Origin of the sequence: Algibacter agarivorans, from assembly GCF_039543245.1 — a bacterium.
Classification (GTDB): Bacteria; Bacteroidota; Bacteroidia; order Flavobacteriales; family Flavobacteriaceae; genus Algibacter_G; species Algibacter_G agarivorans.
Window position 1 is genome coordinate 1 of sequence record NZ_BAABJJ010000041.1, and the last position, 26,396, is coordinate 26,396.

At 32.5% G+C, this 26,396-nt stretch carries 23 protein-coding genes; 14 read left to right on the forward strand and 9 right to left on the reverse strand.

The features are described 5' to 3' along the window. A partial coding sequence (locus ABD935_RS14475) for an immunoglobulin-like domain-containing protein (protein ID WP_345193194.1) occupies positions 1-1,455 on the forward strand: 1,455 nt, incomplete at its 5' end. Positions 1,456-1,504: 49 nt separating this feature from the next. Here ABD935_RS14475 and hisS read toward each other — a convergent pair. The 5 genes from hisS to rpsF form a co-directional block, all read right to left on the reverse strand. Further along, on the reverse strand, positions 1,505-2,881 hold the full coding sequence (gene hisS, locus ABD935_RS14480) for a histidine--tRNA ligase (RefSeq protein ID WP_345193198.1): 1,377 nt from the start codon (positions 2,879-2,881) through the stop codon (positions 1,505-1,507). 273 nt (positions 2,882-3,154) lie between these two features. Then, the gene (locus tag ABD935_RS14485) at positions 3,155-3,622 is read right to left on the reverse strand and encodes a DUF6495 family protein (protein WP_345193200.1); all 468 of its coding nucleotides are present in this window, start codon (positions 3,620-3,622) and stop codon (positions 3,155-3,157) included. 107 nt (positions 3,623-3,729) lie between these two features. Then, positions 3,730-4,176, reverse strand: coding sequence for a 50S ribosomal protein L9 (gene rplI, locus ABD935_RS14490; RefSeq protein WP_345193203.1), 447 nt, complete (start codon positions 4,174-4,176; stop codon positions 3,730-3,732). A 13-nt stretch (positions 4,177-4,189) separates the two neighbouring features. Further along, on the reverse strand, positions 4,190-4,489 hold the full coding sequence (rpsR, locus tag ABD935_RS14495) for a 30S ribosomal protein S18 (RefSeq protein WP_345193205.1): 300 nt from the start codon (positions 4,487-4,489) through the stop codon (positions 4,190-4,192). A gap of 2 nt (positions 4,490-4,491) precedes the next feature. After that, entirely contained in the window at positions 4,492-4,830 is a 339-nt protein-coding gene (gene rpsF, locus ABD935_RS14500) for a 30S ribosomal protein S6 (RefSeq protein WP_345193208.1), read from the reverse strand. A gap of 211 nt (positions 4,831-5,041) precedes the next feature. On the opposite strand from rpsF, the gene ABD935_RS14505 reads away from it, so the two are divergent. Beyond that, on the forward strand, positions 5,042-5,737 hold the full coding sequence (locus ABD935_RS14505) for a LytR/AlgR family response regulator transcription factor (RefSeq protein WP_345193210.1): 696 nt from the start codon (positions 5,042-5,044) through the stop codon (positions 5,735-5,737). A gap of 125 nt (positions 5,738-5,862) precedes the next feature. Here ABD935_RS14505 and priA read toward each other — a convergent pair whose 3' ends face one another. The 3 genes from priA to nadC form a co-directional block, all read right to left on the reverse strand. Continuing rightward, entirely contained in the window at positions 5,863-8,316 is a 2,454-nt protein-coding gene (gene priA, locus ABD935_RS14510; RefSeq protein ID WP_345193212.1) for a replication restart helicase PriA, read from the reverse strand. A gap of 3 nt (positions 8,317-8,319) precedes the next feature. Beyond that, positions 8,320-9,261: a YihY/virulence factor BrkB family protein gene (locus ABD935_RS14515; protein ID WP_345193215.1), complete on the reverse strand. Its 942-nt coding sequence runs from the start codon at positions 9,259-9,261 to the stop codon at positions 8,320-8,322. 149 nt (positions 9,262-9,410) lie between these two features. Next, a complete protein-coding gene (gene nadC / locus ABD935_RS14520; RefSeq protein WP_345193245.1) occupies positions 9,411-10,271 on the reverse strand; it encodes a carboxylating nicotinate-nucleotide diphosphorylase in 861 nt (286 codons plus the stop codon). A 129-nt stretch (positions 10,272-10,400) separates the two neighbouring features. Between nadC and rlmH the strand changes: the two genes are divergently transcribed. Continuing rightward, positions 10,401-10,874 (forward strand): 23S rRNA (pseudouridine(1915)-N(3))-methyltransferase RlmH, encoded by a 474-nt coding sequence (gene rlmH / locus ABD935_RS14525; protein WP_345193217.1) that lies wholly within the window; start codon positions 10,401-10,403, stop codon positions 10,872-10,874. 115 nt (positions 10,875-10,989) lie between these two features. Here rlmH and ABD935_RS14530 read toward each other — a convergent pair whose 3' ends face one another. Then, on the reverse strand, positions 10,990-11,289 hold the full coding sequence (locus tag ABD935_RS14530) for an HPF/RaiA family ribosome-associated protein (protein ID WP_345193219.1): 300 nt from the start codon (positions 11,287-11,289) through the stop codon (positions 10,990-10,992). A gap of 170 nt (positions 11,290-11,459) precedes the next feature. Here ABD935_RS14530 and ABD935_RS14535 point away from each other — a divergent pair, with 170 nt between their 5' ends. The 11 genes from ABD935_RS14535 to ABD935_RS14585 all read left to right on the forward strand — a co-directional run bounded on the left by ABD935_RS14535 (position 11,460) and on the right by ABD935_RS14585 (position 26,324). Beyond that, positions 11,460-12,032 carry a non-canonical purine NTP diphosphatase gene (locus tag ABD935_RS14535; protein ID WP_345193221.1) on the forward strand — a complete coding sequence of 191 codons (573 nt, stop codon included), beginning with the start codon at positions 11,460-11,462 and terminating at the stop codon, positions 12,030-12,032. 81 nt (positions 12,033-12,113) lie between these two features. Continuing rightward, a complete protein-coding gene (locus ABD935_RS14540) occupies positions 12,114-14,339 on the forward strand; it encodes a RelA/SpoT family protein (RefSeq protein ID WP_345193223.1) in 2,226 nt (741 codons plus the stop codon). A 186-nt stretch (positions 14,340-14,525) separates the two neighbouring features. Beyond that, the gene (locus ABD935_RS14545; protein ID WP_345193226.1) at positions 14,526-14,978 is read left to right on the forward strand and encodes a Fur family transcriptional regulator; all 453 of its coding nucleotides are present in this window, start codon (positions 14,526-14,528) and stop codon (positions 14,976-14,978) included. A 12-nt stretch (positions 14,979-14,990) separates the two neighbouring features. Next, positions 14,991-16,277, forward strand: coding sequence for an adenylosuccinate synthase (locus tag ABD935_RS14550; protein WP_345193228.1), 1,287 nt, complete (start codon positions 14,991-14,993; stop codon positions 16,275-16,277). A gap of 112 nt (positions 16,278-16,389) precedes the next feature. Continuing rightward, positions 16,390-18,519: an OstA-like protein gene (locus tag ABD935_RS14555; protein ID WP_345193230.1), complete on the forward strand. Its 2,130-nt coding sequence runs from the start codon at positions 16,390-16,392 to the stop codon at positions 18,517-18,519. Positions 18,520-18,527: 8 nt separating this feature from the next. Continuing rightward, positions 18,528-19,706, forward strand: a complete 1,179-nt coding sequence (locus ABD935_RS14560) for an aspartate aminotransferase family protein (protein ID WP_345193232.1) — start codon at positions 18,528-18,530, stop codon at positions 19,704-19,706. Positions 19,707-19,868: 162 nt separating this feature from the next. Next, entirely contained in the window at positions 19,869-21,257 is a 1,389-nt protein-coding gene (locus ABD935_RS14565; protein WP_345193234.1) for a tetratricopeptide repeat protein, read from the forward strand. Positions 21,258-21,523: 266 nt separating this feature from the next. Further along, positions 21,524-22,441: a polyprenyl-phosphate transporter gene (locus tag ABD935_RS14570; RefSeq protein WP_345193236.1), complete on the forward strand. Its 918-nt coding sequence runs from the start codon at positions 21,524-21,526 to the stop codon at positions 22,439-22,441. Positions 22,442-22,443: 2 nt separating this feature from the next. Then, positions 22,444-23,460: a DUF368 domain-containing protein gene (locus tag ABD935_RS14575; protein ID WP_345193239.1), complete on the forward strand. Its 1,017-nt coding sequence runs from the start codon at positions 22,444-22,446 to the stop codon at positions 23,458-23,460. Further along, entirely contained in the window at positions 23,457-24,197 is a 741-nt protein-coding gene (locus tag ABD935_RS14580; RefSeq protein ID WP_345193241.1) for a shikimate dehydrogenase family protein, read from the forward strand. Before ABD935_RS14575 ends, ABD935_RS14580 begins: the two co-directional genes overlap by 4 nt. Positions 24,198-24,302: 105 nt before the next feature. Further along, positions 24,303-26,324: a DUF349 domain-containing protein gene (locus ABD935_RS14585; RefSeq protein ID WP_345193243.1), complete on the forward strand. Its 2,022-nt coding sequence runs from the start codon at positions 24,303-24,305 to the stop codon at positions 26,322-26,324. The last annotated feature ends 72 nt before the right edge of the window (positions 26,325-26,396 follow it).

The window sequence follows — 26,396 nt, forward strand, 5'->3', positions numbered from 1 at the left end:
ATTGGTGATTCTTACACTGAAGAAGGAGCTACGGCTACCGATAATAAAGACGGGGACATTACAGCAAACATCGTTATTGGTGGTGATGCAGTAGATACTAATACTGCTGGAACTTACACAGTAACCTATAACGTGAGTGATGCTGCTGGTAACGCTGCCGCTCAAGTTGATAGAACTGTAAATATTATTCCAGATACCACAGCACCCGTTATTACATTAACGGGTAATGCCATCATCAACCTAAATGTTGGCGATGCTTATACCGAACAGGGAGCAACGGCTACCGATAATATTGATGGCGATATTTCCGCTAACATCGTTATTGCCGGCGATGTGGTGGACACGAATACGGCTGGAACTTATGTAGCAACTTACAACGTAAGCGATGCCGCTGGAAATGCTGCGACTCAAGTTGATAGAACTGTAAACGTCATTCCTGATACTACAGCACCAGTTATTACTTTAGTTGGCAATGCAACCTTTAACTTAAATGTTGGTGATACTTATACCGAACAGGGAGCAACGGCTACCGATAATAAAGACGGGGACATTACAGCCAACATCGTTATTGCTGGCGATGTGGTGGACACAAATACCGCTGGAACCTACACTGTAACCTATAACGTGAGTGATGCCGCTGGTAATGCTGCGACACAAGTTGATAGAACTGTTAACGTTACAAGTTTGCCAACCGATATCATATTACATGAAGGTTATTTTGAAACTGGCTGGGACGGTTGGATAGAAGGTGGAAATGATTGTGCAAGAGTTAATTCTTCAAATTCTTCTGAAGGTAGTTTTTCAATTCGCATAAGAGATAACTCTGGAATAGCGTCTTCAATGACTTCACCAACATTTGATTTATCATCATATAATGAAGTTAAATTTGATTTTCATTTCTATTCAAATAGCATGGAAGTAGGAGAAGATTTTTGGTTACAATATAACGACGGTTCTGGTTTCGTTACAATAAATACTTGGGCTAGAGGTACAGATTTTAACAATGGTACTTTCAATAATTTTGTAATACCCCTTAATAGCTCGCAATATAACTTAACTAGTAATGCACAATTTAGACTTCGATGTGATGCTTCTGGAAAAAATGACCAAATTTTTATAGATGAAGTTGTTATTACAGGAATAGGGAGTAGTGGAGCTACAGCTAGAATTGTTACTCCAGATAGCAATAAATTATTAAACACAACAGAAAATGAAGTTTCTAAAAATGAATTACGATTATATCCAAACCCAGTAAAAGGAGATATATTGAATGTAAAACTTTCTAACGGTATAAAAACCAATATGACTTACAAAATAATTAATGCTTTAGGACAAATAGTAAAAGATGGTAAAGTTAAAAAAGAAATAATTGTAGATAAATTAGAAGCTGGAATGTACTTTATCCAAATAAATGATGAAGAAAAGCTAATCATGAAGAGATTCATTAAGGAATAAAGAACCCACTTTAAAAATTAATTATTAAATCAAAGTCCTGAATTAATGTTCAGGACTTTTTTATTGTAGAAATTAGTGTTTCTAATGACACTTTATCTTGCTCACCTGAAACCATGTTTTTTAAAGTATATGTATTAGATTCTATTTCTTGATCGCCAACTAAAACTACAAATGGAATAGCACGTTTATTGGCATGATTCATTTGTTTTTTCATTTTAGCAGCATCTGGATATAATTCCGCATGAATACCTTGAGAACGTAATTGTTTAATCGCTTTTAAACTGAATAAAGCTTCTCTATCTCCAAAATTGATAAAAAGGACTTCAACATTCTTGGTTACTGTTTCTGGGAATAAACCTAATTCTTCAAGCACTAAATAAATACGATCTAAACCAAAACTGATGCCCACACCGCTTACATCTTTCATCCCGAAAATGCCCGTTAAGTCGTCGTAACGACCTCCACCTCCAATAGAGCCCATTTTAACTTTCTCCGGAGCTGACACTTCAAAAATAGCGCCTGTATAGTAGTTTAATCCACGTGCTAAGGTTACATCTAATTGTAAAGTAGCTGTAGACAAACCTAATTCTGAAATTGCTGAATTTATAAATGCTAATTCCTCAATACCTTTTTTCCCTTCTTCAGAAGTATTTAGAATACTTTTTAAACTTTCTATTTGAGATTCAAAAGAGCCCGATAATGTAAATAAGGGTTGTAATTTTGAAATCCCTGCTTCAGAAATACCTTTAGCAAGCATTTCGGCTTTTACCTTCTCCTCGCCTATTTTATCCAGTTTATCAAGAGCCACCGTAAAATCGATTAACTTATCACTTGCACCAATAACTTCTGCTATTCCAGAAAGTATTTTTCTATTATTTATTTTAACAGTAACACCTTCTAGTTTTAACGCTGAAAAAACGGTGTCATACAATTGAATAAACTCGACTTCTTGCCACAATGATTTTGAACCAACCACATCGGCATCACATTGAAAAAACTCTCTAAAACGTCCTTTTTGAGGTCTATCTGCTCTCCAAACAGGCTGGATTTGGTAACGCTTAAACGGAAATTCAATCTCATTTTGATGCTGAACTACGTAACGTGCAAAAGGGACTGTTAAATCGTAGCGGAGTGCTTTTTCGGATATTGATGAAGTTAACTTATTAGAATCTTTTTCAGTATAAGCGAGTCCATCAGCTTTTGATAAATAATCACCAGAATTCAAAATCTTAAAAATCAAACGATCCCCTTCATCACCATACTTCCCCATTAAAGTTTCTGAGTTTTCAAAACTTGGTGTTTCAATAGGTTGAAATCCAAAGGTTTCAAAAGCACCACGAATAGTATTAAAAATATAGTTTCGCTTTGCGACTTGTTCTGGATTAAAATCTCTTGTGCCTTTTGGGATGCTTGGTTTTTGAGCCATATTCAACTACCTGTGTAAACAGGTATCTCATTTAATGATTATTAAAACTTATTTTTCAAAGTGGATTCCTGCCTACGCAGGAATGACAAAGCAACTATATGCTTCATAAGGACAAAAATAATTAATGCAATTGTCATTGCGAGCTTTTTCATTAGAAAAAATTAGCCTGTACAGAGCGAAGTCGAAGTATGGCAACCTTTTAAATTGAAACTGAATTAAATATAATAGTCAACGGATTAACAGATTACCACGTCGTACCTCCTCGTAATGACGTTAACCTATCAATTCATCAAAATACTTAAACAAATCACCTTTAGTAATAACTGCGCCTTGTTCAATCATTTTAAATTTATCTAGGTTTTTATCTTCTGTATATGCTTTATCAGCTTGTAAAAATTCTACTTTGTCGTCCATTAAGTTTTCACGTAGCCATGCATAACCTTCTTTAGTCGTTATGTCCATATCATTTTTCAGCGTAAGCGCAATAACAAACATTTTTTCTTCTGCTAAACGAAATAAATACATGTGCTGTGGCGAAATATGTTCTAGAAATTCTGCCTTGTTTAACACACCTTCCCAAATTAAATCGCTAAACACATCTAGCTCCATTTCTGCTAGCTCAGGTTTATTCGCTTTTAAATTTGTCCACTCATCGTGAGTAATAGACTGAGTTGCCAAAAAATTAATGAACTCTTTGTGCAATTCTTCAAATTGTTCTTTTGTAAGTCTTGAATACTTCATATACCACGCTTAACCTCCCTCAAGGGGAGAAATTACTATAATAAATTATAAAAAAATAACAAAAAAGCCCCAACTAGGTTGAGGCTTATATAATATGTTTTTAAAGTTTAATTTGCTTGCGCAATAACTTCAAATTCTAAATCAACTGTTACCTCTCTGTGCAAACGTACAACAGCAGTGTATCTACCTAAACGTTTAATAGTAGTAACTGTAATAAACTTTTTATCTATTGCTTGACCTTCTTTTTCTAAAGCAGCAGCAACATCAATGTTGTTTACAGATCCAAATAATTTGTCTCCAGTACCAACTTTAGCAGGTATCTTAATTTCTAATGCTTTAATTGCTTCAGCAATTTTATTAGCATCATCAACTACTTTCTTTTCTTTAAAAGCGCGTTGCTTTAAGTTTTCTGCTAAAACTTTCTTTGCAGAAATCGTAGCTAATACAGCTTGTTTTTGAGGAATTAAAAAATTTCTACCATAACCGTTCTTAACTGTTACAACATCGTCTTTAAATCCTAAATTTTCAACGTCTTGTTTTAATATAAGTTCCATTGTTATCGGTATTTTATTTTAATAAATCGCCTACATAAGGCATTAAAGCTAAGTGACGTGCTCTTTTTACAGCTACAGCAACTTTTCTTTGATACTTTAAAGATGTACCAGTTAAACGTCTTGGTAAAATTTTACCTTGCTCGTTTATAAATCGCATTAAAAAATCTGGATCTTTGTAATCAACATACTTGATTCCAGACTTTTGAAACATACAATATTTCTTTGCCTTGTTTGTATCGATATTAAGAGGCGTTAAATATCTAATTTCGCCATCTTTTTTTCCTTTTGATTGTTGTTCTATTGTAGATGCCATAATTACGCTTTTTGTTTAAGTTTCACTCGTCTTCTCTCTGCCCAAGAAATAGCGTGCTTATCTAAAGCAACAGTTAATTGACGCATAAAACGCTCATCGCGTCCAAACTCAACCTCTAATGGGTTAATGACTTCACCAGGTACAGTGTACTCAAATAAGTGATAGAAACCACTTTTCTTGTTTTGTATTGGGTAAGCTAACTTTTTTAGCCCCCAATTTTCTTTGGATATCATCTTAGCGCCGTTAGAAACAAGAAAATCTTCGTATTTCTTTACTGTTTCCTTTATCTGATCTTCAGATAAAACGGGATTTAAGATGAAAACAGTTTCATAATGATTCATAAAAATCGTTTTTATTGTTAAAAATTGGCTGCAAAAATAATTAATTTCTATATATTACACAACTATAATAACATCTAAATTTAGACGCTAAATAAGCTAAACAAAAAGTGTTAAAATTATGTTAAAACAAGCACTTTACCGATGATTTTTGGTTTTTAGCCGAATTTTTTGTACTATTGTCGATATCTTAACCGAAATAATATAAAATGTTATGACTTTAAACTGTGTAGTAGTAGACGATTCAGCAATACAACGTCTCTCTATCGTTAAGTTAGTAGAGAATCACCCCTCTCTCAACTTAATTGCAGAGTACAGTAGTGCTTTAGAAACTAAAAATGGTTTAAATACGCATCAAGTAGACTTAATTTTTTTAGACATTGAAATGCCAGTGCTAAATGGATTTGAACTTTTAGACGTATTAAACAACAAACCCCAAATTATCTTTGTAACCGGCAAAACCGAATATGCTTTTAAAGCATTTAATTACGACGCTACCGATTATTTACATAAACCCATTACAAGAGAACGCTTCAATACTTCTGTAGATAAAGCTCTAGAGCATCATAGACTGACTTTAGACTTTAATGAAGAAGAGGGCGAGCATATTTTTGTAAAAAGCAATCTTAAAAAACGTAAAGTTTATATTAAAGACATTAAATGGATTGAAGCGCTTGGTGATTATGTAAAACTTGTTACAGAAGAAAACAGCTTAGTGGTATTATCTACAATGAAATCTTTTGAAGCTGAATTGCCAGAAGGTAAATTTTTAAGAATCCACAAATCATATATTGTAAATCTTGATAAAATTGACAGGTTTAACAGTAAAAATGTTGAAGTTGGTGCTTATGAAATTCCTTTAAGTAGAAATAAAAAGACACAACTTGTTGATGCTTTAAATAATATTTAGAAGCTTTGCTTTGTTAAACTGAACTTGTTTCAGTTTCTCATAATATTAGGATTAAAGCAGAATGAGATCCCGACCTTCGTTGGGACTAATTCAATTACGAAATTTTTTTACAAATTTCTATTTCATTAAAAGTTATCGACATTTAGAATAACCCTAACCGGCCGAAAACCTTTAACACTCTGGAAGCTATTATTAATTCTAATAATAGCTTCTTTTGTTTTTGCTAACGATTGTTGCTTAGGAATTTTTACCAAAATATTTTTATGAAATTGGTTCCTAATTCTAGCTACTGGCGGAGACTCTGGTCCTAAAACTTGGTCTCTAAATACTTGTCTTAACGATTTAGCGTACCAAACTGAAGCCGTTTCTACCCTATTATAATCCTTATGTTTTAAGGTGATTTTTATCTGTTTGAAAACAGGTGGATATTTATAATTATAACGATCGTTCATTTGCTCGTTAAACATATCGATATAATTATTAGTGGATACTTGCTGCAATATATTATGATGCGGATTGTACGTTTGAATCAATACTTTACCACGTTCCTCAGTACGCCCCGCCCTACCTGACACTTGCAACATGAGTTGAAAACTACGTTCGTGAGCTCTAAAATCTGGAAAGTTTAGCATGTTATCGGCATTCATAATACCAACCAGTTTTACGTTTCTAAAATCTAAACCTTTGGTTAGCATTTGCGTACCAACAAGAATATCAATTTCCTGCTGCTCTAAGGCTGTAATTATTTTTTCGTACCCATATTTTCCGCGAGTGGTATCCAAATCCATGCGGGCGACTTTATAATCTGGAAATAGCAGTTTTACCTCTTCTTCAATTTGTTCAGTTCCAAAACCTTTATTGTCTAAATCTTGACTTCCACATGCCTCACAATCTTGCATCATAGCAGAATTGTATCCACAATAGTGGCAACGCAATTGATTTCTGTATTGGTGATAGGTTAAACTCACATCACAATTAGGGCATTGTGGCGAATGCCCGCAGGTTTTACACTCTACAATTGGCGAAAACCCGCGTCTGTTTTGAAATAAAATTATTTGATGTCCAGCTTTCAGCGTTTCGGTCATTTCCTCAACAAGCCTGTCGCTGAAATGCCCTTTCATACGCTTCTTTTTAAGCTTATCTTTAACATCAACCAATTCAACATCAGGCATCAATACATCATTATATCGTTTGGTTATTTCAACAAAACCATACTTATTTTGTTTCGCATTAAAATAACTTTCTAAACTTGGTGTTGCTGAGCCCAAAAGTGTTTTAGCTTGATGCATATGAGCCAATACAACTGCCGTATCCCGAGCATGATAGCGTGGCGCTGGGTCAAATTGCTTAAACGATTGCTCGTGTTCTTCATCAACAATTATTAATCCTAAATTATTGAAAGGCAAAAATATAGATGAGCGCGCTCCTAAAACTATTTTCGCTTTAGCGGAATTGTGTAGTACCTTATTCCAAACCTCAACACGCTCATGAACTGAATATTTAGAATGAAAAACAGCCACTTGCTCTCCAAAATAATTCTGAAGCCTTGTAACTAATTGAGTGGTTAGAGCTATTTCTGGAAGCAGGTACAAAACCTGCTTGCCTTCACTTAAAACATCTTCAATAAGCTTTACATAAACCTCTGTTTTACCAGAAGATGTTACACCATGTAGCAAGGTGGTGTGCTGTGTTTCAAAAGACATTTTTATTTCACTTAAAGCTGCTTTTTGGTAGTCATTAAGATTTTTAGTCGATTCATTATCATCGCCTGTATATTGAACTCGGTCTGTTTGAATGTGATATTCTTCAAGAACACCTTTATCAACTAGTGCTTTTATAATGGATACTGATGCACCACTTTCATCTGATAAATCTTTAACTTTTACAGGCTTTTTCGTTTTAGCAGAAATTGAAAATAAAGTCATCACAACATCACGTTGCTTTTTCGCTCTACTTAATTCATCTAATAAATTCTGAAGTGATTGTTCTGATGAAAAATTAGCGTGTAGTTTTACATATCTAACTAATTTGGGCTTATATTTTTCATAGACTTCTTCTTCCACCGAAATGGCTTCTTTGTCAATAAGTCTTTTAATGACAGGCAGCACATTCTTTTTATCTAGAATGTTAGAAATATCATGAATCTTCAAAGACGATTGGTGATGCAAAGCTTCAAAAACCAAAAACTCATCATCCTTTAAAATAGATTCATCAAACTCTTTAACGCTATTTTTAGTAATTACGGTTTCACTTTCTAAAATAAATGCGCTTGGTAATGCAGCACGCATCACATCCCCTAGGGTACACATATAATATTTAGCGATCCATTGCCATAATTGCAATTGTTTTTCATTTACAATCGGCGTATCATCTAAAATTTGCTGGATATCTTTAGCTTCATAAGCCGAAGGTGCATCATTATGAACTCGAAATACAATACCAGAGTAGACTTTAGATTTCCCGAAAGGCACGGCAACACGCATGCCCGGTTTTAAAAATTCCGATTCGGAAGCGGTTATACGATACGTATATAATTTGTTAAGCGGAACAGGTATGATAACGTCTATAAAATACTCCATAAACTAATATGTTTTTCTTAGCTTATTCAAAGAGGCATTTAATTCGTAACCAAGTAGCAAAATATTGGAGTTCAACCATAAATAAAACAACAAAACCAATAAGGCACCAATAGAACCATATAGCTTATTATATTGTCCAAAATTTTCAATATAAACACCAAATAGATATGACGTTAAAAGAATAAGCAACGTAGTAAAAAGTGCACCTACCGAAAAAAACTTAGAATGTTTTCCTTCTCGTGTTCCAAAATAATACAATATGGCAGTCGTTAAATATACCATGGCAACAAAAAACACATATTTTACAATATCTGGCCAAAACACACCTTCAGAGTCCACTTCATAACCTCTATTTTCCAGTGCATGCAACAACCCTTGCACAACATAAATTTGAAAATATCCTAAAACCGCAATAGTAACAATTAATAAGAATGCAAGAATTAAAGCAATGCTTAGAGCATATAAATATTGCTTAAACACATTGCGTGTTAATTGCTCATGATATGAATTTTCAAAACCTAAAAAAACAGCATTAACCCCATTGGCCATTAATACAATTGACAACAAAAAAACGGACGACAATAGACCACCGCGTTGAGATTGGTCTATATTTTCAAATATATTTTCGAAGAAAAAATCTGATGTACTTGGTGGTAAAAATGATTCTAAAAACACTAAAAACTCAATTTTAAAATCGTCAATAGGTATATAAGGAATAATGATTAAAACAAACAACAGAAAAGGAAACAGCGCCATAAAAAAATTAAAAGCAATGGCACTAGCACGCGTTGTTAAAGCACCTCTTACAATACCGGTAATATACAGTTCTAATAAATCAAAAAACGACAACCCTTCTAGACCTGGTAATTTTATTTGCTTAAAAAACCGCACCAAAACATTAATTACAGGAATGTCATCAAGTTTGTCTTTAAAAGGTTTGGTCATCAATAATTTGCATTTAATGTTATTGCAAAGTTATTAAAATTAAGATTGTCTTTTAACTTTAAATATCTAATAAACCAGTATTCTAAAGTGAACTCAAATTTACTTTTCGTTTAAAAATGGAAAATAAAGATAAGCTCTTATCAAAGAAATTACTTTATAGCTTTTAAACTTAAATCCATATTATGTACAGAATGCGTTAAGGCTCCACAAGAAATATAATTTACACCGCACTCAGCATAATGTCTTACAGTAGTTTCATTAATGTTACCCGAAGATTCAGTAAGGCATTTATCGCCAATTAATTTAACGGCTTTTCTAGTATCTTCATAATCAAAATTATCTAACAAGATTCTATAAACACCTTCATTATTTAAAATTTCTTTTACTTCAACTAAATCTCTGGCTTCCACCATAATTTGTAAATCCTTACCAGTCTCTTTTAAATACTGTTTGGTCATTTCTATAGCCTTTGTAATACCTCCAGCAAAATCTATATGGTTATCCTTTAGCATAATCATATCATACAAAGCAAATCTATGATTTTCACCACCGCCAATTTTGACTGCCCATTTTTCTAGCACTCGAATACCAGGTGTTGTTTTACGTGTATCTAAAATTCTGGTTTTAGTACCTTCTAATAAATCAACAAACATTCTTGTTTTGGTAGCTATTGCACTCATCCGTTGCATAGCGTTTAAAACGGTACGCTCTGCTTTCAATATAGATTGCGAAGGGCCTTCAACATACATAACAACATCCCCAAAGGTAACTTCAGAGCCATCTTCAATACGCACATCCAATTTTAGGTTTTTATCAACGTATGCAAATACTTTTTTAGCGAAATTAACACCTCCAATTATACCTTTGTCTTTTACTAAAAGTTTAGCTTTCCCCCTTGCATTGGCAGGGATGCAAGCTAAAGAACTATGGTCGCCATCTCCAACATCTTCTCTAATGGCATTAGAAATTATCATCTTCACTTCTGTATCAAACTGCTCCTGTGTAATCATAATTTGTTTTTGGTTTGCCACAAAAATAAGAAATTGATTTACTAAATTATATTTTACAATTACGAATTTTTATAATTTTTTATTATTTAAATACATTATTCATAAATACTAAACAGTAATTTTGCTTTTATGACTATTAAACTTATTGCCATTGGCAAAACTGATAATAAACAACTTATATCTCTAATTGATGATTACACAAAGCGTCTAGGTTTTTATATTAAATTTTCTTTAGAGATTATTCCTGATATTAAAAACAGTAAAAACTTAAGTGAAACACAACAAAAACAAAAGGAAGGCGAGCTTATTTTAAATAAACTAAACCCTACCGATGTTTTAATATTGCTAGATGAAAATGGGAAACTATTAGATTCTGTTGGGTTTTCAAATTATTTACAAAAACATATGAATTCAGGTATTAAACAATTGGTTTTTGGTATTGGAGGTCCTTATGGTTTTTCTGAAGATGTGTATAGAAAAGCAAATGGTAAACTATCATTATCTAAAATGACATTTTCCCATCAAATGATTCGTCTCTTTTTTATTGAGCAGTTGTATCGTGGATTTACTATTTTAAGAAACGAACCTTATCACCATAAATAGGAGTTTAAAGTCAAAGTTTTCAGTACTTACTCAAAAGCAATAAAAAAAGATGACTAAAAATAATTCTTAGCCATCTTTTTGTTTTCAATCATCTGTCTTTAGATTTTCGTAAATTTTAATATGTTTTATAAACTTCCTTACGTTTTTTAAGTTGGCGTTCCAAATCACTAATAGTTTCCCTAACTGATACTTCAAAATTACGTTCATTAGACGTTGCAAAAATCCTTGGTCCAGGCAAACTTAATTCTATATTACATATCTTTCCATTAACATGCTCTTTTTCATCTTGTTTGAAATGCACAGTTGCATTTATTAAAAACTCATATTTATTGAATAACTTTTCTAATTTTTCTTTGGTAAAAGTTGATAATGTTTCACTTACATCTACACCTACATATTGAAAATTTACTGTCATATTTATTTATTTTTACGTTAATATTTCCATCCTAAGATAATATTTTTTTAATACTTTCATAGAATAAAAACTATAAAATAACTGTAAACTCCCTCTTTTATTATTGAACCCAAATTATTTCATACAAACCAATATAATAGTACTTTTGAATATTCAAACTTTACAAGAATATGCAACTCGTTTTCGCTACCAACAACCTCAATAAACTTAAAGAAGTTCAAGCTTTAATGCCTAATCATATTAAACTTTTAAGCTTAAAAGACATTGGGTGTTTTAAAGATATTCCTGAAACTCAAAACACCATAGCGGGTAACGCTATTCAAAAAGCAGAATTTATTAAGGCCAATTATGGCTATGATTGCTTTGCCGATGACACAGGGTTAGAAGTTAAAGCTTTAAACGGAGCCCCTGGTGTGTACTCTGCACGTTATGCTGGTCCCCAACGCAATGCGCAAGACAATATGGATTTACTACTTAAAAGCTTAAATGGTAATGTAAACCGAAACGCTCGTTTTAAAACTGTAATTGCTTTGCAACTTAACAATAAACAACTAACGTTCACAGGTATTTGTGAAGGCGAAATCACAACTTCAAAACATGGAGATGAAGGTTTTGGTTATGACCCCATATTCAAACCAAAAGGTCATAACATGACATTTGCCGAAATGGATTTAAACCTAAAAAACAGCATTGGCCATCGGGGAAAGGCTATACTTCATCTGGTCAATTTCTTAAATACTTAATACTGAACTCATTTAAAAATTAGTTATAAAAAAACAAATTTTGATGTTGGCTGTTAATATAGATTATGTTACTTTTAATCTATGACAGAGGAAGCTATAGAACAAGAAAATGGAGCCATTGCCAAAGCCTACAAAGAATTATTAAAAGTTAGTTACACCACACTTTCTGACGACGATAAAAAACTTATTCGCAGTGCTTTTGAAGTGGCCTTAGATGGACATAAAGACCAACGTAGAAAATCTGGAGAAGCTTATATTTTCCATCCCATAGCCGTGGCAAAAATTGTAGCCCAAGAAATTGGCTTGGATGCCACTTCTATTGCGGCTGCACTGCTTCATGATGTGGTTGAAGACAGTCCTGATTACCAGATTGAGGATATAGAAAAACTATTTGGAAAAACCATTGCCACCATTGTTGATGGACTTACTAAAATATCGTCTTTAAGCAAGGAAAAAGACATGGACGTATCTTTACAGGCAGAGAATTTCCGTAAAATGTTGCTCACACTTAATGATGATGTACGGGTTATCATTATTAAAATTGCAGACAGACTCCATAATATGCAAACTATGGACTCGATGCGCCCAGATAAACAAATTAAAATAGCTTCTGAAACACTTTACATTTACGCCCCTTTAGCTCATAGGATCGGACTCTATAATATTAAAACCGAACTGGAAGATTTAGGTTTAAAATATACCGAACCTGATGTTTACAATGATATCTTTGATAAAATAAAAGAGAGTAAGGAAGAACAAGACCTATATATAAATCAATTCAGTGAGGTTATAAAAAACTCTTTAGACAAAGAAAATCTTACCTACACCATAAAAGGTCGACCAAAGTCCATTTTCTCGATTCGCAAAAAAATGATTAACCAAGGGGTCCCCTTTGATGAAGTCTATGATAAGTTTGCCGTACGAATTATTTACGATTGTGATAATGACCCCCAAAATGAAAAATTCTTAGCATGGAAAATTTATTCAGTGGTTACAGATCATTTCAGACCAAACCCTATTAGATTACGCGACTGGATTTCATCTCCTAAAGGTACTGGTTATGAAGCATTACACATCACGGTAATGGGCCCTAAAGGGCGTTGGGTAGAAGTACAAATTCGTAGTAAACGTATGAATGAAATTGCTGAAAAAGGATATGCTACTCATTATAAATACAAACAAGGTAGCGAAAAAGAAGATAACTTAGAAAGTTGGATCAATAGGCTTCAAGAGGCTCTTGAAAGTCCAGAAACCAATGCCGTTGATTTTGTAGAACAGTTTAAACTCAATTTATACTCTAAAGAAATTTTTGTTTTCACACCTGCTGGTGAATTAAAATCTCTACCAAAGGGCGCAACTGCATTAGACTTTGCCTTCAACATTCATACCGAAGTCGGCATGAAAACAAGAGGAGCAAAAGTAAACGGAAAGTTAGTACCATTAAGTCATGAATTAAAAAGTGGCGATCAAGTAGATATTTTAACTGCAGAAAATGCAAAGCCAAACCCTAATTGGTTAGACTATGCTACTACAGCACGAGCAAGAAGTAAAATTAAATCGGCATTAAGAGAAGACAAAAAACTAATAGGAGAAGATGGTAAAGAAATTTTGCGTAGAAAGTTAAAACAACTTAAAATTACTTTAAATGAAGAATCCATCAACGAAATGGTTCGTTTCTTCAAACTTAAAACCAGTCTCGATTTATTTTACAGAATTGGTATTGGGTCAATTGACAATACTATGATTAAGAGCTATGCTTCTTCTAGAAGAAATGCCTTAATGAGCTATATTAAAAATAAAATTTCTAGAAAAACACCTATTAAAAAGGAAGAATTAGAAAAGGATGAAGTTACATTAAATTATGATTCGATTGTTTTTGGTAAAGAAGAAGAAAAATTAGATTATAAATTGTCCAATTGTTGCAACCCTATTCCTGGAGACAAAGTTTTTGGATTTTTAACTGTTAATGAAGGTTTAAAAATACATAAAAACAATTGTCCAAATGCGGTAAGCTTACAATCCAATTATGCTTATAGGATTATGCCGGCAAAATGGATTGACTCTACACAACAAGAATTTTCGGCAAAAATAATTCTTGCTGGTATAGACCATATTGGTTTGGTAAACGAAATCACTAGCATTGTTTCAGAAAACATGCTTGTAAACATGAAAAGCATCAGTTTTGAAAGTCATGACGGCTTATTTTCTGGAAAAATAAATGTTGTTGTAAAAAATAATACCATTATAAAAAAGCTTGTAGAAAAACTTAGAAAAATTAATGGCATTGATAAGGTTATTCGAGTTTAAGTGACTGTTTAAAATATGTCAATTGTTTTTTCCTAACCCTTATTGCTAACTGATTTCGTTAAAATTACAAATCATAGCGCTACTAGGCTTAAAATTTTGCCTCATATTACATCAAAAATAGTTGATGAAAATTACAACACATATGTTAAACAGTCTCTAAAAAAAGTGTAAATTTGCGACGAAATTATGAATGCAAAAGCAGATACTAAAAATCAAGACATAGTTAAGAGCGTATTCACAAGCTTTTTAGAGGGTAACGGGCACCGAAAAACACCCGAGCGCTACGCTATACTTCAAGAAATCTATAACAGCACTGAGCATTTTGATATAGAATCACTATATCTTAACATGAAAAACAAAAAATACCGTGTGTCTCGCGCTACACTTTACAACACTATAGAATTACTTTTAGAATGTGGTTTAGTTAGAAAACATCAGTTCGGACAAAATCAAGCACATTATGAAAAATCATATTTCGACAGACAACACGATCACGTAATACTTACAGATACTGGAGAAGTTATCGAGTTTTGCGACCCCAGAATTCAATCTATAAAAAAAACAATCGAAGAGGTTTTCGATATTGAAATAAATAACCACTCACTTTATTTTTACGGAAACAGAAAATCAACTAAATAATTAATTTTTACAATGGCTGTAGATTTACTACTAGGATTACAATGGGGAGACGAAGGCAAAGGAAAAATTGTTGACGTACTTACATCAAACTACAATATTATAGCACGTTTTCAAGGGGGTCCAAATGCAGGTCACACTTTAGTTTTTAATGGAAGAAAACATGTTTTACACACCATTCCTTCAGGAATTTTCCATGATGACGCTACTAATTTAGTAGGGAATGGAGTCGTTATAGATCCCGTAATTTTTAAAGGCGAACTAGACAAACTTGAAGAACAAGATGTAGATTATAGAAAATCATTAATGATTTCACGTAAAGCACATATTATTTTACCGACACACAGACTACTTGATGCAGCTAGTGAAGCTTCAAAAGGAAAAGCTAAAATCGGTTCAACTCTAAAAGGTATTGGTCCAACATATATGGACAAAACTGGAAGAAACGGTATTCGTGTGGGCGATTTGGAATTAACCGATTGGAAAGAACGCTATAGAGCATTGGCTGACAAGCATGAATCCATGATTGCTTTTTATAATGTTGAAATAGAATATGACTTAGCTGAATTGGAAAGCGAATTTTTCAAAGCTGTTGAGGTATTAAAATCATTAAAATTTATTGATTCTGAAGAATACATCTACCAAGCGCAAAAATCTGGACAAACCATTCTGGCTGAAGGTGCCCAAGGCTCATTATTAGATATCGATTTTGGAACCTATCCATTTGTTACTTCAAGTAATACCACTGCTGCTGGAGCTTGTACAGGATTAGGTGTTGCTCCAAACCAAATTGGTGATGTGTTTGGCATTTTTAAAGCTTACACAACACGTGTTGGCTCTGGTCCTTTCCCTACAGAATTATTTGATGAAGATGGAAAAGCCATGGCTAAAGTTGGTAATGAATTTGGAGCGACCACAGGTAGAGCAAGACGTTGTGGTTGGTTAGATCTTGTAGCATTAAAATATGCTTGTCAAGTTAATGGTGTCACTCAATTAATGATGATGAAAGGCGATGTGCTTTCTGGTTTTAAAACCTTAAAAGTAGCCACTGCCTATAAATACAAAGGAGAAGTAATTACTCATTTCCCTTATAATATTGAACCAGAAAACGTAGAACCTATTTATACGAATTTTAGTGGCTGGAATGAAGATTTAACAGCAATGTCTGAAACATCTCAACTTCCAAAAGCATTGAATGAATACATTGAATTTTTAGAAAAAGAACTGGAAATCCCTATAACTATTGTATCTGTTGGGCCAGATAGAAAACAGACTATTTTCAGAGGGCAATTGGTTAAATAATCACACTATCTTATATCTTTAAAAAACGCTCCAAACTATTTTGGAGCGTTTTTCGTTTCAATACAATTATACATTATAATTATCGTTATTTTTGCTACAAACTTTTTATATTTTGAACAAACTACAAGTTTTACTTTTTGCACTTTTTATTGGTTTTGTTTCAATATCCAGTGCTCAAGAAAAAAAGAAAATTAAAATTGAATATGCAGGTAAACTTACTATAGATGAAGAAAACTATCCTGGCGCAAAAGTTTTAACACGGGATGACACCCAACAAGTTCATATAGAACATAGTGGTTCTAATATGTGGTGCGATAAAGCCATTCATTATGGCAAAGAGAATTTTATTGAAGCATATGGTAATGTTATATTAAGACAGGGAGACACCATTAATATGACTTCAAAATATATTGAATATAGTGGTATAACGGAATTAGCATTTGCCAGTGGCGATGTGGTTTTAACAGATCCTAATTCCACAATATCTTCAGATACCTTGTATATGGATCGTCTAAAACAGCAAGCCTTTTATAAAAACGGAGGTACGGTTGTAAAAGATTCTTCGGGTACTATTACCAGTAAAATTGGTAGGTATTATATGGATATAAAAAAGTATCAATTTGTTGAGGATGTCGTTTTAGTAAGTGATAGCACGACTATAAAATCAAACTTTTTCGACTTTTATTCCGATACGGGTTATGCGTACCTCTTTGGACCGTCAACCATTACAACAGAAGACAGTAAAACATACTGTGAAAAAGGTTTTTATGATACAGAAAACAAAATTGGCTATGCCGTTAAGAAAGCAAAAATAGATTACGATAACAGAATTATTGAAGGTGACAGTTTGTATTTTGACAACAATATAAGTTTCGCTTCAGCAACCAATAATATAACAGTTACTGACACTATAAATAAGAGCATTATAAAAGGGCATTACGCAGAAATGTTTAAAGAAAAAGATTCCGTTTTCATTACCAAACGCGCATTAGCTATTACTATTCAGGAAAACGATTCTATATACCTGCATGCCGATAAAATTTTAGTTACTGGTAAACCGGACAACAGAATTATCAATGCAAATTATAATGCAAAAATATTTAAATCTGACCTAAGCGGAAAAGCCGATTCTATCCATACCAGTCAGAAAACCGGTATTACTAAATTAATAAATATTCCTCGTTTTTCTTCTGGTGATAAATTTTCTTCTGCACGAAAACCCATTATGTGGAATTTAGAAAATCAAATGACTGGCGATACCATTCATTTAATATCCAATAGCGAAACTGAAAAAATAGATTCCTTACTCGTTTTCAACAATGCTTTTATTATAAGTCAAGACACTATAAGCAAAACAGGCTACAACCAAATTAACGGCATGCGATTGGTAGGTTTTTTTAATGATGAAAATCAATTACGGCAAGTCGATATTACAAAAAACGCCCAATCCATTTTTTATGCGAGAAACGATAAACAAGAGTTGATTGGTATAGACAAAGCAAAATCTGGAAGCATCTCTATTTTATTTGCTGACGGCGATATTGATGAATACACCAGGTTTAACCAAGTCGATGGGGACATGTACCCTGAATCCAAATACCCTGAAAAAGAAAAATTCTTAAAAGGCTTCGATTGGCGTGAAGAAGAACGACCACTGAGCGTTGAAGATTTATTTAAAGACGACCCACCTTTGGAGTTGCCAACCATAAAAGGTTTGGAGGATTATGTGCCTCAAGATGCATTTTTTGATGAGGAAATGATGCAACGTATAAAATTGGCTGGACCACTATATAAGTACGACAAAACCCTAAGGAATCAAGAAAACCTATTGCTTTTTAAAAATGAGTTTAGTAATTCGAAATGGGTGAAAAATGGCATAAAAGTTTCAAAGAAGAATAGTATACTTTCTCCAAATAGAAAAAAGAATACCTATAATATTATTGGAACAGGAAATTCAGATGGTCACATCCTTCAAATTGTAGATAGAACATTAGGTGTTTTTAAATTTTCTATATGGCTAAAAGGCAAAGGAACTACAAGAATACGATTTCAAGAACAAGGAAAGGATTACACAAATTATAAAACTTTAGACATTTCTTTAACTAACGATTGGAAACAATATAGTATAACAACTTCAAAAGCAAATGATGGGAATAAACTTAGATGCGTAATAAGTAATATTCAAAAAAATGATGATTTTTATTTATGGGGTGCTGAATTAATTGAACTTAAAAAAAATTAAGCACACTAATGAAGTCTGATTTCTTCAAATATCAAGCACAAACAACACCTCATCCATTAGCCATGGAAATTTCTCATGCAAATGGTTCTTATATTTACGACACCAATAATAAAGCCTATCTAGATTTTGTTGCTGGCGTATCTGCTTGCCCACTTGGCCACAATCATCCAAAGGTTGTAAATGCCATTAAGGAGCAGTTGAATAAATATATGCATGTTATGGTTTATGGCGAATACATCCAAAAACCAGCCGTAGAACTCACAAAATTATTAGCAAAAAATCTTCCAAAACCATTAGAGAAGACCTATTTAACTAATTCAGGAACCGAAGCGATTGAAGGTGCATTAAAACTTGCCAAACGTGCTACCGGAAGAAGTGAAATAATTGCAGCTAACAAAGCATATCATGGTAACACTATGGGATCTATGAGTGTTATGGGGCATGAAGAACGCAAACAAGCCTTTAGACCACTTTTGCCAGATGTGAAATTTATAACTTTTAATTCCGAAGAAGATTTAAAGCAGATTACAAATAAAACAGCTTGCGTTATTTTAGAAACCATCCAAGGTGGTGCCGGTTTTATCGTCCCTTCAAACAAATACTTAATCCAAGTTCAAAAACGTTGCAATAAAGTTGGGGCACTTTTAATTTTGGACGAAATACAACCTGGAATTGGAAGAACAGGTAAACTTTTTGGTTTTGAACACTACAATTGCATCCCGGATATATTAGTAACTGGCAAAGGTCTAGGTGGCGGGATGCCCATTGGAGCCTTTACTGCATCTAGTAAACTAATGGACTTACTACAAGACCACCCTAAACTAGGACACATAACAACCTTTGGTGGACATCCGGTAATTGCTGCTTCTGCATTGGCAACTTTAAAAGAAATTACTGAAAGTAATTTAATGGAGCAAGCATTAGAGAAAGAACAGGTTTTCCGGAAAATTTTAGTGCATCCTCTAATAAAAGAAATTAGAGGACAAGGGCTCATGCTTGCTTTAATAACAGCTTCTGAAACTATAACAAATTCATTAATTCTTAAATGTCAAGACCAAGGGTTAATACTTTTTTGGCTACTTTTTGAGCCAAAAGCAGTTAGAATCACACCTCCTTTAACCATCACAAACGATGAAATCATCAAAGGATGCAAAATAATTATTGACGTTTTAGACGAAATACAATAATATACAATCACATTCAACTTTCTGATAATCAAAACAAAAGAAGTAAAAACTCACACAAATACTTTCAATGTTCATTACTTTGTTGAAAACATTTACATATTCTTCAACTAAAAAGCAAATAGAAGCTTAAATTTATTGACATAGAATCTTATAAATGTGCTTATGGAGTTTAGTCATAATGACAACAACAATTTGCCTCTTACTAAGTTTGAATCGATGTTAAAAACAAACCATGTTTTGTTCTTTGATTCCGAAGAATTCGAAAACATCATTCATCATTATTTAAACCAAGGTAAAATCGCTTTAGCGAAAAAAGCCATAAAATTAGGTTTAGACCAACACCCTACCTCTATTAATTTAAGACTTTTTAAAGTAGAAGTTTTTGTTTTTGAAGATAAGTTGCCAGAAGCAGACATATTATTAAACCAATTGCATAGTTTAGACCCAATGAATGAAGAAATCTACATTCAAAAGGCTAATGTTTTTTCTAAAAAAGATGACCATCAACAAGCCATTGAGGTTTTAAAAAAAGCATTGCAACTTACTGACGATGTGGTCGATTTATATTCATTAATTGGAATGGAATACCTTTTTCTAGATCAATTTGAAGATGCCAAAACATATTTTATGAAATGTTTAGAATCTGACTTAGATGATTACTCTGCATTATACAATGTTATATATTGCTTTGAGTTTTTAAAACAGCATGAAGAAGCCATTTCATATTTAAACCTATTTTTAGATAAAAATCCATATTGCGAAGTAGCATGGCATCAATTAGGCAAGCAATATGTCACTTTAAAAGATTACGACAAAGCATTAACATCATTTGATTTCGCTATTATTTCAGATGATACATTTGTTGGTGCTTATCTTGAGCGTGGCAAGGTTTTAGAAAAATTGAACCGTTATGAAGATGCTATTGAAAACTACACAATTACTCTACAATTAGAAGAACCAACATCTTTTGCATTATTGCGTATTGGTAATTGTTATGAAAAATTGAATAATGATGATTTAGCACTTCAGTTTTACGACAGGACAGTACATGAAGACCCTTTATTAGATAAAGGTTGGATAGCCATCACTAAATATTACAACAGGAAAAAGAACTACCAAAAAGCCCTTTATTTCATTAATAGAGCTATAAATATAGATTCGGAAAACGTCATATATTGGAAATTATATTCGCAAATTAACCAAAGGTTGAATTTTTACGAAGAAGCTGAGCGCGGTTTCAAAAAAACCTTAGAGTTAGGCAATTACGAATTGAACACTTGGTTATCTCGTGGCGATATATTAATTAAATTAGGAGAACCACAAGCCGCAATTTATAATTTTGAACAAGCCACAGATTTTTACCCAGAAAGTGCAGAGATAGAATATCGTTTAGCTGGGTTGTACTTTTCTTTAAATGAAAATGACAAAGGGGTATTCCATCTAAAAAATGGTTTAAAAGAAAATGAAGAATACGCCTTTATTATTGAAGAGCTTTTTCCTAAAGTTTCCAAGAAACTCCTTGTAAAAAACTTACTTAAAACAAATCTGTAAGTAAACGTTTCTAGACAACACATATTAAAATCAATTAATGAGTTAAACTCATTTAAAATTCGCGAAACCTACCAGCCGGTAGGCTGGTAATTATCCAAAAATGATTATACGAATAGAAAAAACCTAAAGATTTTTAAAATATTAGTGAAAATTTGTAAAATTCGTGGATTATTTTTTTTAATGGGTTTAACCTATTTTCAACTATTCATATTAATTTTTTTTTAGTTGCCAAATGTATACCTTTGGTTTTCTTTAAAAATCACAATATGCAAAGACGTATTAAAGACTACTTAATCATCTCTTTTAAAGGATTAGCAATGGGTGCAGCAGATGCTGTTCCTGGAGTTTCTGGTGGTACGATTGCTTTTATTTCCGGCATTTATGAAGAGTTAATTGAGACTATTAGCAATGTAAATCTTTCTCTCTTTAAAACACTTTTCAGTAAAGGCATTAAAGCATTTTGGGAACAACTGAACGGGAACTTTATTCTGGTACTTATGTCTGGAATTCTTATCAGTTTTGTTTCTTTTATGAAACTTGCAAAATATTTACTTGAGTTTCATCCCATCTTAATATGGTCCTTCTTTTTTGGTCTTATCGTAGCAAGTATATATTTTGTTGGGAAACAAATTACCAAATGGAGCATAGTCACAGTTATTGCTTTAATTATTGGAGCGGTTATTGCCTTTTACATTAGCAAACTACCTTCTTTAGGCACCAATGAAAGCCCTTGGTTTCTTTTTGTTGCAGGAGCCATTGCTATTTGCGCTATGATATTACCTGGTATTTCCGGTTCATTTATCTTAATAATTCTAGGAGCTTATAAAACATTAAGTGATGCTATTCACGATATAGATTTAAAAAAGATTATGATTTTTGCCATTGGTGCTCTTGTTGGTCTGTTGAGTTTTAGCCACGTACTAAAATGGCTCTTCAAACATTATCACAATATCACATTAGCCTTACTAACTGGTTTTATTTTTGGGTCATTAAATAAAGTTTGGCCTTGGAAAGAAACTTTAACATGGCACACAAATTCTAAAGGTATAGAAAAGCCATTATTACAAGAAAGTATCTCGCCATTTTCATTTGTTGGAGATAATCAAATACTGTTTGCAGCACTTTTAATGGTTCTTGGGTTTTTGACTATTTATATTCTTGAAAAATTAGGATCTAAGAAATAGCCATGGAAAATACCAGAACAGTTACCGATAAAATATTTCTAATCCTGAAAGGATTAGGAATGGGTGCTGCAAATAAAGTGCCTGGTGTTTCAGGTGGTGTTGTAGCTTTTGTGGCTGGTTTTTATGAAGAGTTTATATATTCTTTAAAAAAAGTAAATGGCAAAGCATTTAAGTTACTTATAAATGGACGCTTTAAAAGCTTTTATAAATATATAAACGGTCGGTTTTTAGGGTTACTGTTCTTCGGGATGATTGTCAGCTATTTTAGTATTTCTAAAGTTCTAGACTATTTAATAAAATATTACGAACTCTACGTTTGGAGTGTTTTCTTTGGAATGATAATTGGTTCGATTTATTATATCAATAAAGATTTTAAAGACTGGAATTATAAAACATACACCGCTTTAGCCATAGGTATTATACTAGGTATTAGTATCAGTTTTTTAAACCCCGCTAAAGAAAATGACAACCTTTGGTTTGTTTTTTTTTGCGGGATTATTAGTGTTTCAGGAATGACACTTCCAGGGTTTTCAGGTTCATTCATTCTTATTCTTTTAGGAAATTATGTACTGCTATTAGTAGATTCTGTTAACGCCTTATATGACACCATTTCAGATATTTTTAGTTTAGATTTTAGTTTTATTCGCAATGCTGCACGTATGAGAATGCTTAAAGTTTTAAGCGTATTTACATTAGGTTCGGTTACTGGTCTGGTTACATTTTCGCATTTCTTAAGCTACATCTTAAAACACTATAAAAACATTACGCTTTCTACAATTATTGGTTTTATTATTGGATCTTTAGGTGTGGTATGGCCATGGAAAAAAACAGTTTATAAATTAAATGAAGACAGTAGCTTTCTATTAGATTCTACTGGAGCAAAAATTATAGAAAACTACAAACGCTTTATTCCAAACCTAAACACAGAAACGTATTATGCCATTGGTTTTATTTTCCTTGGCATATTATTAGTATTAGCATTAGAATGGTACGGGCAAATAACAAAAAAAACAAAATGAACAAACTAGGGCTTTTAGGCAAAAACATATCGTATTCGTTTTCAAAATCATACTTTAAAAAAAAATTTGAAGATGAAGACATACACAATACGTCCTATGAAAATTTTGACATCGAAAGTATAGATCTATTTCCTTCAATTATAAAAAAGACTGAAGGTTTAAAAGGGCTTAACGTTACCATTCCATATAAAGAGCAAGTCATCCCTTATCTTGATAAGGTAAACAAAAAAGCTAAAGCAATTGGAGCTGTAAACACCATTAGAATAACAAAAAAAGGAAAACTAGTAGGCTACAACACAGATTGTTATGGATTTAAACACACTATTAAGCCTTTTCTTAAATCCCATCATAAAAATGCCTTAATTTTAGGAACAGGTGGTGCCAGTAAAGCTATAGCATACAGTTTAAAAGAAATGGGGATTTCTTACCAATATGTTTCAAGAAAACTAAAAAAAGGCATTGGCTTTTCCTATGATACTTTGCAGGAAAGTGATGTTGAAAACCACCAAATCATCATTAATTGTACGCCATTGGGAACATTTCCAAATGTTGACGATTGCCCAAACATTCCTTATGGAGCAATATCCAAAAATCATATCCTATTTGATTTAATATACAATCCTGAGGAAACCACCTTTTTAAAACAAGGTAAACAAAACCAAGCCACAACTATAAATGGACTAAATATGCTGAAATTACAAGCTGAAAAAGCCTGGTCTATCTGGAATTTAAAATAAATCTTCCATCTAAGCATTAAAACCCTTTCTTGTACTTTGTAAATACTTTACTTGTTAGTATCTTTAAAGTCGAAAGTAATTTGACGAACCTTAACATTTTTAAAAATGTCTGATATTAATAAACTTCCAGAAGCGAATCAAACCGATAAAAACAATTCTAATGAAAACTCAGTAGAATTAAATAAAGATCAAGAAATTGAATCAACACCTACTTCGGATGTTGAAACAACTAATGATGTTATTGAAGAAAACAAAACCCTTGAAGTAGAAGCAGACAAAACAGAAAATGAAGACGAAGGAGCCCCTGACAGTGTAAAAGACCATGATGAAGTTCTAAATGAAATTGAAGAATCCAATGCTGAAGATGCTGAAGACGAAGGCAATAAGGACAGACACAAAATCGAGGTAAAAGAATACGACTCCATGTCTTTAGAAGCCCTCGCTATTGAATTAGAAAAGCTTTTGAAGAATGAAAAAGTTCAAGCCATAAAATCGCACGTAGATAATATAAATACCGTATTTAAAACAAAATTTCAAGCATTACTTGACGAGAAAAAAGAAGATTTTTTAAATGATGGTGGTAATGAAATCGATTTTTATTATTCTTCTCCTGTTCAAAAAAGATTCAAAGAAGCTTACAAAGCCTATAGAAAAAAAGTAAATGATCATTACCAAAGTTTAGAGAAAAATTTAAAACAAAATTTAGCAGATAAACTTGAAATCATAGAAGAATTAAAAGGTTTACTAAATGTTGAGGAAAACATAAACACAACCTACAAACATTTTAAAGAACTACAAGAACGCTGGAGAAATACGGGTCCAATACCAAGAGACAAATACAATAATGCTTGGAATAGCTACCACCACCATGTAGAAATGTTTTATGACTTTTTACATTTAAATAGAGATTTACGCGATTTAGATTTTAAACATAATTTAGAAAAGAAATTATTAATTATTGAACGCGCTGAAGAGTTAGCACAAGACGATAATATAATGCGCGCCTTTAGGGAACTTCAGGAATTGCACAAAATGTGGAAAGAAGAACTTGGGCCTGTTGGCAGAGCCCATCGTGAAGAAATTTGGGAACGTTTTAAAGCTGCCACAAAAACAATTAATGATAAGCGTCAACTTTATTATAAGGATATAGATAAAATTCACGAAAAAAATCTTGAAACAAAACTTCAAATCATTGCCAATATAGATGCTATAAATGCTCAAGAAAGCAATTCGCATGGTTCATGGCAAAAGAAAATAAAAGCTATTGAAGAACAACGAGAAGCGTTTTTTAATGCAGGAAAAGTACCTATTAAAGTAAACGAAAGTACCTGGGCCAAGTTTAAAGAATCGGTAAGAACATTTAACAGGGAAAAAAACACATTCTATAAAGGTCTTAAAAAAGACCAATATAAAAATCTTCAATTAAAATTAGATTTAATTAAAATAGCTGAAGACAATAAAGAAAGTGAGGATTTTGAAGTAACCACACCTTTGATGAAAAAAATCCAAAGCGATTGGAAAAAAATTGGCCACGTTCCACGAAAAGATAGTGATAAAATTTGGAAACAATTTAAAGGTGCCTGTAACCATTATTTTGACAGGATCCATGCTAAACGAAATGCAGCAAGTCAAGAACAAGTTAATGCTTACAACCAAAAAAACGAATTATTAAATACCTTAAAAGGTTTAAAGCTGCCAAGTGATAAAGAAAGTAAAGAAAAAGGTATAGTTATAATAAAAGAGCAAATTAAACAATGGAAAACATTGGGCAGAGTACCTAATGACAAACGCTATATTGAAGGCAAATTCCAGAAAACTATTGATGACTTATTGACAAGTTTAAAAATGGATAAGAACGAGGTTGAAATGATTAAATATGAAAACAAGCTCGACAATATCAATACTTCTGATGACACAAGGAATTTAGATAATGAGCGCTTTTATATTCGTAAAAAAATTGATGAAGTAAAAAGTCAGATCAATCAATTAGAAAATAATTTACAGTTTTTCACTAATGTTGATGACGATAATCCTTTAGTAAAAGAAGTTCATAATAATATTAAAGCTCATAAAGAGTCTTTAAAACTCTTAAAAAACAAGCTTGGTAAAATTAAAGAGCTTTACTAATAATTAGGCACTTTCAGATACACACAAATACTTGTAAATCAGCGATATAATTCGTAAATTAGAATAAACAAA